This is a genomic window from Pedobacter psychrodurus (assembly GCF_004331735.1).
GTDB lineage: Bacteria > Bacteroidota > Bacteroidia > Sphingobacteriales > Sphingobacteriaceae > Pedobacter > Pedobacter psychrodurus.
In genome coordinates, this window is record NZ_SJSO01000022.1 from 84,369 (window position 1) to 97,680 (window position 13,312).

General features: G+C 39.4%; 8 protein-coding genes and 1 pseudogene. 3 read left to right on the plus strand and 6 right to left on the minus strand.

What is annotated here, in order from left to right; all coding sequences use genetic code 11:
• Nucleotides 1–20 precede the first annotated feature (20 nt).
• Nucleotides 21–2,300 (plus strand): aconitate hydratase, encoded by a 2,280-nt coding sequence (locus tag EZ456_RS20745; RefSeq protein WP_131533452.1) that lies wholly within the window; start codon nt 21–23, stop codon nt 2,298–2,300.
• A gap of 865 nt (nt 2,301–3,165) precedes the next feature.
• Here the strand turns inward: EZ456_RS20745 and EZ456_RS20750 are convergent.
• The 6 genes from EZ456_RS20750 to EZ456_RS20775 form a co-directional block, all read right to left on the minus strand.
• Nucleotides 3,166–3,600, minus strand: coding sequence for a putative signal transducing protein (locus EZ456_RS20750; protein WP_131533472.1), 435 nt, complete (start codon nt 3,598–3,600; stop codon nt 3,166–3,168).
• Between the two features lie 55 nt (nt 3,601–3,655).
• Nucleotides 3,656–4,993: a GH1 family beta-glucosidase gene (locus EZ456_RS20755; protein ID WP_131533454.1), complete on the minus strand. Its 1,338-nt coding sequence runs from the start codon at nt 4,991–4,993 to the stop codon at nt 3,656–3,658.
• Between the two features lie 168 nt (nt 4,994–5,161).
• Nucleotides 5,162–6,556 carry a c-type cytochrome domain-containing protein gene (locus EZ456_RS20760; protein ID WP_131533457.1) on the minus strand — a complete coding sequence of 465 codons (1,395 nt, stop codon included), beginning with the start codon at nt 6,554–6,556 and terminating at the stop codon, nt 5,162–5,164.
• Nucleotide 6,557: 1 nt separating this feature from the next.
• On the minus strand, nt 6,558–7,490 hold the full coding sequence (locus tag EZ456_RS20765; protein WP_205945143.1) for a sugar phosphate isomerase/epimerase family protein: 933 nt from the start codon (nt 7,488–7,490) through the stop codon (nt 6,558–6,560).
• A gap of 80 nt (nt 7,491–7,570) precedes the next feature.
• Nucleotides 7,571–9,082, minus strand: a complete 1,512-nt coding sequence (locus tag EZ456_RS20770; protein ID WP_131533459.1) for a DUF1501 domain-containing protein — start codon at nt 9,080–9,082, stop codon at nt 7,571–7,573.
• Nucleotides 9,083–9,093: 11 nt separating this feature from the next.
• Nucleotides 9,094–11,832, minus strand: coding sequence for a DUF1553 domain-containing protein (locus EZ456_RS20775; protein WP_131533461.1), 2,739 nt, complete (start codon nt 11,830–11,832; stop codon nt 9,094–9,096).
• Between the two features lie 219 nt (nt 11,833–12,051).
• On the opposite strand from EZ456_RS20775, the gene EZ456_RS20780 reads away from it, so the two are divergent.
• Both EZ456_RS20780 and EZ456_RS20785 read left to right on the plus strand, forming a co-directional pair.
• The gene (locus EZ456_RS20780; protein WP_131533463.1) at nt 12,052–12,936 is read left to right on the plus strand and encodes an AraC family transcriptional regulator; all 885 of its coding nucleotides are present in this window, start codon (nt 12,052–12,054) and stop codon (nt 12,934–12,936) included.
• Between the two features lie 169 nt (nt 12,937–13,105).
• Nucleotides 13,106–13,312 (plus strand): annotated as a pseudogene (locus EZ456_RS20785) (IS1182-like element ISMsp1 family transposase); the annotation flags it as partial.

Here is a 13,312-nt window from a genome sequence, read left to right on the forward strand (position 1 = left end):
TAATTATTAAAAAATAAAGTATGGCTTTTGATATAGAAATGATCAAAAAGGTTTACGCAAACTTTGGCAGCCGCGTTGAGGCGGCACGTAAAGTAGTTGGTAGACCTTTAACATTATCTGAAAAAATATTGTATGCACACCTTTGGGATGGAGATCCTAAAACGGCATTTAAACGTGGTGCTGATTATGTAGATTTTGCACCAGATCGCGTTGCGATGCAGGATGCCACTGCGCAAATGGCTTTATTGCAGTTTATGCAGGCTGGACGTCCACAAGTGGCTGTTCCTTCTACAGTTCATTGTGATCACTTAATTACGGCTAAAGAAGGTGCTGCAATAGATTTACCTCATGCTAAAACAGAAAGTGCTGAAGTTTTTGATTTCTTATCTTCAGTATCGAACAAATATGGTATCGGTTTCTGGAAACCAGGTGCAGGTATTATTCACCAGGTAGTTTTAGAAAATTATGCTTTCCCAGGCGGAATGATGATCGGAACCGACTCACACACTGTAAATGCAGGTGGTTTGGGTATGGTTGCTATTGGTGTTGGTGGTGCTGATGCCTGTGATGTAATGGCAGGTTTACCTTGGGAGCTTAAATTCCCTAAATTAATCGGCGTAAAATTAACAGGAAAATTAAATGGCTGGACTGCTGCTAAAGATGTAATTCTTAAAGTTGCTGGTATTCTTACTGTAAAAGGTGGTACAGGTGCAATTGTAGAATATTTTGGCGATGGCGCGGTTAACTTAAGCTGCACTGGTAAAGGTACCATTTGTAATATGGGTGCCGAAATTGGCGCTACTACTTCAACTTTCGGTTACGATGAAAGCATGGAGCGTTATTTACGCGCTACCGGTAGAAGTGAAGTTGCTGATGAAGCAAACAAAATAAAGGAATATTTAACTGGTGATGATGAAGTTTATGCAGATCCGGAAAATTATTTCGATCAGGTTATTGAAATTAATCTTGATGAATTAGAGCCTTATTTAAATGGTCCTTTTACACCAGATTTAGCTACTCCGGTTTCTCAGATGAAAGTTGAGGCAGAGAAAAATGGCTGGCCTTTAAAAGTAGAATGGGGCTTAATCGGTTCTTGTACCAACTCTTCATACGAGGATTTATCAAGAGCAGCTTCTATCGCTAACCAGGCTATTGCAAAAGGTTTAGTTACTAAATCGGCTTTTGGTATCAATCCAGGATCTGAGCAGGTACGTTACACTGCAGATCGCGATGGTTTCTTAAAAACTTTCGAAGATTTAGATGCAACAATCTTCACTAACGCCTGCGGACCATGTATCGGGATGTGGGACCGTACCGGTGCAGAAAAAGCAGAAAAAAATACAATCGTACATTCGTTTAACAGAAACTTTGCTAAACGCGCCGATGGTAACCCGAATACTTTTGCCTTCGTAGCTTCGCCAGAAATGGTTGCCGCAATTGCAATTTCAGGTAATTTAGGTTTCAATCCATTAACCGATACGTTAACAAACGATAAAGGCGAACAGGTTAAATTAGATCCACCTACAGGTGATGAATTACCAACAAAAGGATTCGCAGTAGAAGATGCCGGTTTCCAGGCCCCAGCGGCTGATGGTTCAAAAGTTGAGGTTTTGGTTTCTCCAACATCGCACCGTTTACAATTATTAGATCCATTTACCCCTTGGGAAGGTACAGATTTAAAAGGTTTGAAACTTTTAATCAAAGCCAAAGGTAAATGTACAACAGATCATATCTCGATGGCTGGTCCATGGTTAAAATTCCGTGGTCACTTAGATAACATTTCTAACAACATGCTTATTGGTGCAGTTAACTACTTCAACGACAAAACTGATACTGTTAAAAATGAATTAACTGGCGAATACGGTCCTGTTCCTGCAACTCAACGCGATTATAAAGCGGCTGGTTTAGGATCTATCGTTGTTGGTGATGAAAACTATGGCGAAGGTTCATCTCGTGAGCACGCAGCTATGGAACCTCGTCACTTAGGTGTTCGTGCTGTATTGGTAAAATCTTTTGCCCGTATCCACGAAACTAACCTGAAGAAACAAGGTATGTTAGGTTTAACCTTTGCAGATAAAGATGATTACGATAAAATATTAGAAGACGATACCATCGATATCTTGGGCTTAACAGAATTTACGCCAGACCAACCATTAACATTGGTTTTACACCATGCAGATGGTACTGAAGAGCAGTTCTTGGTTAACCACAGTTACAATGCTCAACAAATTGAGTGGTTTGTTGCTGGTGGTGCACTAAATATCATCAGAAGAGACGCTGCTGCTAAAGCTGCACTTTAATAGTCCAGAGTCTTTAGTCCTAAGTCTAGAGTCTAAAATATCAATCCCGTTCTGTTAAATCAGGGCGGGATTTTTTGTTACCAGATAGTTTTAAGATTTCTTTCTTTTTTTTGGAAAGCAGTTGCAGCAGTTCTTGGGTTGGGGTTGGTCCCGCTAATGCTGCTGCTGTTTGAAGAAACCAGCATCCGCGTATATCGGGTTTAGATGGCAGAGACAGGGACAATTTCACCTAAAAGTACTTTACCAATAATGGGTTGCTTGAACACTATGAGGGAAGACTTTGCCTTCCTTGCAGAAAATGAACTCTCTAGCCCCAGGCGCAGCGGCATCCCTGAAGCGCAGCGTAAGGATACAGCGAAGCATGGGAACAAACCTTAATAGCCTTACTGGCCCAGCGCTTCAAATGAGATAATAAATAATTGCCTTATTTTTTGGAAAGCAGTTGCAGCAGTTCTTAGGTTTGGGTTAGCCCCGCTAATGCTGCTGGTTGAAGAAACCAGCATTCGCGTATATCGGGTTTAGATGGCAGAGACAGGGACAATTTCACCTAAAAAGTACTTTATAAATAATGGGTTGCTGGAACACTATGAGGGAAGACTTTGCCTTCCTTGCAGACAATGAACTCTTCTAGCCCCAGGCGCAGCGGCATCCCTGAAGCGCAGCGTAAGGATACAGCGAAGCATGGGAACAAACCTTAATAGCCTTACTGGCCCAGCGCTTCAAATGAGATAATAAATAATTGCCTTATTTTTTGGAAAGCAGTTGCAGTAGTTCTTAGGTTTGGGTTAGCCCCGCTAATGCTGCTGCTGGTTGAAGAAACCAGCATTCGCGTATATCGGGTTTAGTTTACTTAAGACTGTTCTAATCATTCAAACTCATAACCGCAATCGTAGCAGTGATGACATTTATTGGCCTTAATGGGTGTAGTTAGGGTTAAAAAGGCAAGTATAGTTGCCCAAATACTATATTTTTTATCAGTAGCCATTCCATAACCCACATTTTTAGATCCACATTTTTCGCAAACCGTTTTATCATCTCCAGATTCATCTTTTTCAATGATTTCGTTTGATTCAAAAGCCAAGCTATGATCTTCAGCCAATAAAGCATTGATAGCTTCCACATCTCTTTCAAAAACAATAAGTTTTACCCCACCAATGGCCTGATTGTAAAGTGGATTTAGTGTTGCAACATTTTCATCCGCCAGGAAACATGCAAACTCACTATCTTCCAATTTAGCTTTAATAATATTGGCCTCCATCGGATTGTAATAGGTGCTGTAAACTACTGTTCTATCATTCATCATCCAAACATAAGAATTTGTTTAATTAATGACAGATAAAATACCTTCCTAACAACTAATTATTTAGGAATTCTTTCCACCAATATCCAGAATCTTTAATGGTGCGTTCCTGCGTTTTAAAATCGTTATAGATCAGTCCAAACCTTGCCGTAAAGCCCTCTGCCCATTCAAAATTATCCATTAATGTCCAGGCCATATAACCAGTTACATTTATGCCATCCTTTTTGAGTTTTAGCAGTGCATTTAAATAAAGTTTAAAATATTCAATCCGCTCAGGGTCTTCTACCTTGCCATTGATCAATTTATCATGATAAGCAGCGCCATTCTCTGTGATCAGGATATTTTTGATATTTGGGTAAGCGGCGAATTGTTTAACGATATTATAAAAACTATCTGCATTTACCTCCCAGCCCATTGCGGTATGGGGCTTTTTTCTACTTTTGGCTTTTACTTCCCAAGCCTGAATAACCGGAATAAAGGCATTATATTTAACTACCAGTGGAAAATAATTTTGAAGACCAATAAAGTCAAAATCGAATTTCATTCGTTCATGAAGTCGCCAGGTACCATATTCGATCTGAAATTTCTCTAACACATCCCAGTTAGCAGTCGGAAAACCCATTCCCTGTGTCGGTTCTACAAAAAGACGGTTCATTAGGCAATCAACCCGCTTTGCAGCAAGAATATCACTATCACTTTGGGTACTTGGAATTACTTCCGAGCAAGAAAAAGTAGTACCGATATTAGCCTTGCTAATTTCCGCGCGTAAAATCTTGCCCCCATCCGCCTGGGCCAGTGCAGTATGTAACACCGCTGAAAAGAAATTACCTAATCCTGTTTTCCCTGGGGCATGAACGCCAAGCATATACCCCAAAGAAGTATAACCGAAAGGCTCATTCAAAACAATCCAGTTTTTTACCTTATCGCCATATTCTAAAGCACAAATGCTCACAAAAGCATTAAAAGCAGCGTTAATGCTAAAGCTTGTCCAGCCGCCCTCATCTTCTAAAGCTTGCGGCAAATCCCAATGATAAAGTGTTACGTAGGGCGTAATTCCATGGGTTAAACACTCATCAATAAGATTGTGGTAAAAACGGATACCCTCCTGGTTAATCTCTCCCCTGCCAGCAGGTAAAATCCGCGACCAGGCAATAGAAAATCTAAAAACTTTAAAGCCGAGCAGTTTAACCAAAGCGACATCTTCGGCATATCGGTGATAAAAATCGCAGGCTGGATCTAGTTTATGGTTCTTTTTTATTTTACCATTTTTTGCGGTAAAGGTATCCCAAATGGAAGGGCCTTTACCATATTGGGTGGCTGTACCTTCTATTTGAGCCGCAGCGGTAGCCACACCCCACAAAAAATTCTGACCAAAATCACTTGCCTTAATCATTCGTTATCAATTAATTGCCATAAGTTGCAAGTTTAATATTAACAAATCATTAACAAGGAATAGAAAAGACTTTTTGTCTACATTTAAATTGGTTAATATTTGCGATAATTCTGCGATGTCTGTCAGATGGTAACATCCGACTGCACATTTAATTCATTAAGCGAGCAACTACGGCGCTTTAACTATCGTAGTATCTTGGGCAAGTTTGGGCACAGTGTAATTTCCGGTATCTAAACTTACTTTAGGCAATAGTTTTTTTATACTGGCTAAATCTGCTTTACCTATACCGGTTTGATATACATACAGAAATTTTAAATTTTTGAGTTTCTTTAATTGATTAATCCCTTTTGCAGTAATTTTTGTCCCGACCAAACTTAATGATTGTAGTTGATCCAAATCTTTCAGCGATGCTAAACCTGCATCTGTAATTTGGGTATTATTTAGGTTTAACCTCGTTAGGTTCTTGCAATCCTTTATTGCAGTTAAGGTTTGATCGTTTACTTTATTGTTTTCTAACTTAAGCCAAAGGAGCTGTTTTTCGACTGATTTTATCAAATCCAAAACATCTTTCCCCATCGATTGGGCATTGATAAAATTCGCCGAAAGATAGTTGGTATTCTGGGCAACAGGAAATACGGTAATCCCTGCATCAGTAAACTTTTTCAATACTTTATTATCAACTGCCGAAACCTCTTTGCTTGGAATATCACTGGCTTTGATTTGCTCGGCCCCGCTTTCGCCTTTTTGCAGGCTGGCTAAAATTGTTTTAATATTTTCTGGCTGAGGGAGATCTTTAAATTTCTTTTTAAAATCGGCACCATTATCAATCCACCATTTTAACAAGGCAATCTCGTTGGTGGTGAGTTGAGGCTTTTCTTTAGGCGCCATATGGTCTTCATCATTCAATGGCAATAAAATTCGCTTCATCAGCTCACTATCGTCGGCTTTACCCTTAACAATGGTGTGCCCATCTTCTCCACCTTTTAAAATATATTCTTCCTGGTCCAGTCTCAGCTTACCTTTCTGCTTTTCGCTGCCATGGCAACTATAACACCTATTTTGAAAGAGTGGCTGGATGGCATTTTGGTAAACAAAGGCTTCCTGAACATTGGGAATTGGTGGAATGGCTGCGCCGCCTTTTGTACTGCCTGCTTTTAACGGCGCAGTTAAATAATCAGAACCGTGGGTTAAAGAACCTCCCAGATGGCCCGTAATCGAAATGAGCACGATAAGAACCACAGCAATTGTGCCCAATATTGCATTCGATTTAACCTTTTGGTAAATGACCCACAATATAAAAGACAATACAGCAACACTAATGCCCATCCATTGATGATTGCTCACCAGCTTCCCATCATAATCGCCGCCATTGGCTAACAAATAACCAGTAATGCAAGATACTACAGCACTTAACGCACCCAAGAGCAGCATAATAGGAATAGCTGGTTTTAGATTGATAAATTTTGCGGCAAATGATAAGAGAATACAAATACAGCCAAGTAACAAAATCCCTATAGGAAGGTGAACAAAAACCGGGTGAAAGCGGCCAAAAAATTCTAACATCTTATTGATATCTCTTTCTTAATAAATTCATCATGTAAACATTTATTGCCCATTGATCGGCAACGGGTTGGCGTGTATAAGGCAAGGTAGGCATATAATCAGCCGGGCCAAATTCGGTAAGAATGGTCATGCGTTCGCCGTTTTTCTTTTTCCTAGCTATAATTTTGTCCCACCAGGCCAAGTGTGCTTCTACCACTTTTGCCCATTCTGGTGCCCTTGGATCGTTTACCTGTGGTCCTTCTGGGTGCCCAACCCGCGAGTGGATATGTTCTGCTTTTTCTAAAATAAAATCGATGGTTTGTTTCTGATCAGATAATAAACTTTCGTGCACATTGCACCAATGCGAAATATCTAAAGTAAACCTCAATTCTGGATTTTTCACAGCAAAATTTTTGGCAACATGCGCTGCAAACATCATGCGGCTACGGTGCGTTTCGTGATAAATCGGGATGCCCGACGATTTGCTTTTTGCTGTTGCGTAATCGATAATCTGTTTGTTTTCTTCATAAGTGAAATAATCTTTTCCCGAATGGCAATTGATGTAAACTGGTTTTTGATAAGTATTGGCACAAATGGCATCTAAACTTTTTTTGAAAGAAGTTAAATGCTCAGTTATATTGGCTTGCGATCCGGCGCATAAAAACCCAATTTCTAATTTATATTTCTTAACCGCATCAAAAAGTTCTTTTATCGCTTTATCTTCACCTGGCCACCATACTTCAATACCTTCATATCCTTCTTTTTTTGCTGCTGCACAAAATTCATCTCTTGTACCCCCAAAACCCCAATCGGTTTGCATAAATAATAATTCGTAGCCCACTTTTGCTTTTATATTTTTAAGTTCGTTGGCACTCATGTTTTGGATAGGGGCTAAAATTGAAGCTGCCGTTACAACAGCTGTATTTTGTAAAAATTTTCTTCTGGTTTGGTTCATATAATTGAATGAGTGAATTATTGAATGAGTGAATGGTTTATCGGTAATTGATTATTGTTTCTTGGTTATTAATCTACCTGTTATGCCACAATTTCCGTAATCACCTTACCTGCCACATCTGTTAGCCTAAACGGCCGTCCTTGGAAAGGATAAGTAAATTGTTCATGATCAAAGCCCAACTGGTTTAAAATAGTAGCTTGAATATCGAAAGCATCCACTTTTCCACTTACAGCACTGTAACCAATTTCATCTGTTTCTCCGTGTGTAAATCCTTTTTTCACACCACCGCCTGCCATCCATATGGTAAATGCTTCTGTATGGTGATCTCTACCTTTAAATGGATTTTGTATGCCATTTCTGTTTTCCATCATTGGCGTACGTCCAAATTCTCCTCCCCAAACTACTAAAGTTTCTTCTAATAAACCGCGTTGTTTTAAATCAAGCAGTAAAGCTGTAATTGGCCTGTCAATACTTCTGCATTTATTTTTTAATCCAATGTTTAACGAGTTGTTCGGGTTATCTCCGTGTGCATCCCAGCCCCAATCGAACAACTGGATATAGCGTACGCCTTTTTCTACCAATTTACGGGCAAGCAGTACATTATTGGCAAAACAAGCTTTACCAGGTTGTGTGCCATACATTTCGTGTATGTAGGCTGGCTCATCGTTAATATTCATTACTTCAGGTGCCGAAATCTGCATGCGGTAAGCCATTTCATATTGTGCTATCCGCGATAAAATTTCGGGATCGTTATACTCTTGATATTGTTGCTCGTTGGCTTTATTAATGGCTTCGATAGAGGCTTTTCTCAAATCGCGGTTCATGCCATCCGGATCTTTTATAAACAATACGGGGTCTCCTTCGCTTCGGCATTGTACACCTTGATAAACAGATGGTAAAAAACCACTTCCCCAAACACTTTTTCCCGCATCAGGGAAACTTCCTCCACTGGTAAGTACTACATATCCGGGCAAATTTTGGTTTTCTGATCCTAAACCATAGGTTACCCAGCTTCCCATACTTGGCCTACCCAATCGCGGCGAACCCGTATGCACCAACAGTTGCGCTGGAGCATGGTTAAATTGATCTGTTTTTACAGCTTTTAAAAAGCTTACCTCATCTACCATGGTAGAAAAGTGCGGTAAATTATCACTCACCAAGGTACCCGACTGGCCATATTTGGCAAAATTGGCCTGTGGCCCTAACATTTTAGGTACTCCAGTTATAAAAGCAAATTTTTTACCTGCGAGTAATGATGGAGGGCAATCCTGTCCGTCCATTTTCATTAGCTCTGGTTTAAAATCAAACAATTCTAACTGAGATGGAGCGCCTGCCATGTGCAAATAAATTACACTTCGGGCCTTACCTACAAGTGGTGGAGATTTTGGTAATAATGGATGCGCAGGATCGTAAGCGATCTTGGTTTGTGGACTCGAAAAAAGATTACCACAGCTACCCAATAACGAACCCATTGCCAAAGCACCCAAACCCATCGCACTTTCTTTTAAAAAATGGCGTCGTGAGTGCAGGTGTGCATTTGCTTCATGTGCTTCTTTAATTAACCTATGTGCATTTAATTCGTCTCTTGTCATAACCGATCAAATCAATTTTTGGTAACCACTTCATCCAGATTAAGCATTGCATTGGCAACGAGTACCATTGCCGCATCTTCTGGCTTAAATTTCTTTTGCTTATCACCCATAAATGCCGATACACTAGCCGAATTTTTTCTAAACTCGCCAAAGGCTTTGGCATACAGGTCTTCAAATACTTTTAATCTATTTTGAGGGATCGTTTTGTATAAGATCAATTCATAACCCTTTGCAATTTTAGATTTGCTGGTACTTCCGCCCACTTTTCCCATACGTACCGCCAGTTTTCTGGCTAAATCGATATAAACACTATCGTTTAAGGTTACCAGGGCTTGTAAAGGGGTATTGGTACGGATACGGCGCGGACTGCAAACCACTCTCGATGCACCATCAAAGGCAATAGCTGATGGATACGGGGCTGTTCTTTTCCAATAGGTATAAATTCCCCTGCGGTATTGTTCTTCTCCACCACTTAACACCCATTTAGCACCACTATAAGGCGAAAACCAGATTCCTTCAGGCTGCCAAGGCATTACCGGCGGTCCGTACATTTTATTACTTAATACCCCACAAACAGCAAGGCTTTGATCTCTTATTTGCTCGGCACTTAACCTGATCCGGGAACCCCTGGCGTAAAATTTATTAAACAGATCTTTTTCTTTCAGTTCTTCCGTTACCTTACTATCTTGTCTGTAAGTAGCCATCATCACCAGTTCCTTCAACATTTTTTTAACGCTCCAGTTGTATTTATACATAAACTGATAAGCCATAAAATCTAATAGTTCCTGGTGGGTTGGGGCCATTCCCTGGGTGCCCATATCTTCTAAGGTTTCTACCAAACCTGCTCCATACAACTGCTCCCACAATCTGTTCACCATTGTTCTCGATACGAGCGGATTTCTTTTATCGGCAAGCCACATGGCTAAACCCATTCTGTTATTGGGTGCATTTTTAGGCATAGCAAAAGCCAAAGAATTAGGCACACCAACTTTAACTTCTTTGCCCTTCGAAGTCCACGCACCACGCTCAAACACATAGTTTTTGCGCTGCATGCTCAATGGATTCTCGACCATAATTGGCGTTGTGGGTACCTGTGCATTCATTAAATCGGTAAATCTTTTTTTGTTGGCCAAATACTCAGGTTTGCCCTTTCCAGGAAACTGTTTGGTAAAATAAAACCAATCGAAGTACACCATAAATTCGTCAGGATTTTTTACTGAAGGATTGGTATACTTTAAATACACATCTTTTACCCCACTTTGTTTAGCAAAATCTATTTCTACATTTTCATAACCTTTAGTTTGAGCCAGTTTCCACGATTTTAGAAGAGGGCCATTTGGCGAACCTAAATGTAAGCTCATTGTACCATTCGGTTTACTGCAGTTGTAGCGCAAAATCAACTGATCAACATGGTTAAGATCGACCGATTTTAACCGTGCAGATGAGCTATTTTTAAAATATAGCGCAATATTATTATTACCGATTACCGAATTCACCAATTCATCGGCTGTAGTAGAGTTTATTGCAGGCTGGCCGGTTTTCAAGAATAAATCAACTTCAGCAGCTCTTTCTTTACCCGTAACAGTTTTAACCCAGCTGGTTAAATGATCGAGCTCGTTTTTAAGGCTATCATTAAAATCTTTAAGCAAAGGATACTCTGCTGAAACGTCTTCATCTCTTGTATTGTTAAAATACGACATGAATTTATAATATTCATCATGTTTAAAGGGATCGTATGGGTGGCTATGGCATTGTACGCAAGAAAAAGTTGTACTCATTAATCCTTCCCAGGTGGCGTTTACACGGTCTAAAACCGCCGCCGTTCTAAACTCTTCATTATTGGTTCCCCCCTCATCATTGGTTGGGGTATTTCTGCTAAAAGCGGTAGCAATATATTGTGCATCGGTTGGATTTGGAAATAAATCACCAGCAATCTGATCGGTAATAAACTGATCATAAGGTATATCACGGTTAAAGGCTTTAATCACCCAGTCGCGATAGCTCCAGATGTTTCGATTAGGATCGCTCTCGTAACCTTTAGTATCGGCATAACGTGCTATATCCAGCCACATCGATGCCCAGCGTTCGCCAAATTTAGGCGAAGCCAGCAAACTATCAACCAGCACATTGTAAGCCGCCTGCTCATCTTTACTGTTTAAATAAAATTTGGCCAGTTTGTCTGAAGGATAAGTACCAATCAAATCTAAACTTACTCTCCTTAATAAGGTAGCCTTATCAGCAGTTTTAGACGGCTCAAGTTTATTTTCTTCTAGTTTTGCAAAAATAAATTTATCCAGATCGTTGCGTACCCAACTGTTATCTACATCTGGTACTTCTGTTGGTTTTACACTTACATAAGCCCAATGGTCCCCCCATTTTGCACCTTGTTTTATCCAAGCGCTAAGCATATCAATTTCATCATTATTTAAAGCGGGATGTTTATACGGCATCCTTTCTTCCGGATCGTTAGATTTTAGGCGTTTAATAAACTCGCTATCTTCGGGGTTGCCAGGAATAATGGCTGGTTTACCACTTTTGGTGTTCGCCAGGGCTTCTTCTCGAAACAATACACTAAAGCCGCCCTGCTGCTTAACACCCCCATGGCACGAAATACACTTTTTATTCAAAATAGGTTTAACCTGTGCGTTAAAATCAATCTGTTTCTCCGAAGAAAAAAGCGAAAAGGCAATTAAGGCGATTACAACCAGCACAAAGCCAGAGGCAAATAGAATTTTCTTGTTCAATAACATTTGGTTAAAAATAAACTTAAACTAATTGCTAGCAGTTTTGTATTTGTATACAAAGTTAAACTAAGCTAAACAATAATCAAAATTATAATAAAGATGATCGTTAGACTAATAGGCTATTTATCGTTTCCTTTAAACCAAAGATCAAGAAAAATATAAAACATAAAAATGTATTAACTTGCTCAAAAAATGGATTATATTACTTTTTATTAAGCATTAAACATGGAGAAACCTCTGGTTAAACCGAAAAACAGTTTTGATTTACTAAAATCCATCATCATTCCAAAGAATGTACTTTTAAAACAATGTATGGAGAACGGAATCATCAGCAATATGTTCATTACCGACATTGGCTATTACCGTAAGGCACTGCACCACTATATAAAAAGGAATAATGGTGCAGAACAACACATTTTAATTTATTGCGTAGAGGGAATGGGAACCGCAGAATTTCAGGGTACTGTATATCATATCGAAGCTGGAAATTTCATCATCATCCCAAAAAAAACACTGCATATTTATCAAGCCGATCCCACTTTACCATGGACAATTTATTGGTTCCATTTTTCGGGTAGCGGTGCTGATGCCTTAGTAGCACAATTACAGAATTATAAGGGATATGCCGGATTTAGTGAAGAACGAAACACCATTTTTACTACCATTTATAACCGCCTTGAAAGGGGTTTTAGTAAAGAGAATATTATTTATGCCAATTTATGTTTCCACCAGTACATTGCCGAAGTTGTTTATACCGATAAACATCTTGTTAATGATAAAATTATGGAACCCGATAAGGTGGAAGAGGTTATAGATTTTATGCGAAACAACATCGAAAAAACACTTACCCTAAAAGAAATGGCTTTGGCTGTTTACCTATCGCCATCATATTTATCGGCTATATTTAAAAAGAAAACAGGAACCTCGCCCATCGATTACTTTAACCAGCTTAAAATTCAGAAAACTACACAGTATTTGCTTTTTACCAATCTGCGAATTAACGAAATTGCACTAAAAATAGGCATCAGCGACCCTTATTATTTTAGCCGCCTTTTTTCGAGCATTATGGGTATTTCACCAAAACAATACCGTGATAATAGATTTAATTGATGTAGAATTCTTCGTGCAGTCAGATGTTGTCATCTGACTGAATAAGATAAATTTTTACCTTTAAAATGCTTTTACCAGGGGCTGACTAAAAAGGGTATAAGAAAGTACAGCCGTTGCTTGAAAAAGCAGCGGCTGTTTAGTAAATTTAAGTGCGAAAGAAATTTACTATATGGCTAAGATACAAAGTTCAGCACAATTCAAAAGCTACCAACCTCAACAAATTCTATTATTACCTCCTTCGCTTGATGAGTTAATCGAAGAACATGATCTTGTAAGGGTGGTTAACCTTGTTGTTGATTCGCTGGATATCAGCGGGCTGATCAACCAATACAAAGGCGGTGGAACAACAGCTTATCATCCGCGGATGTTATTGAAG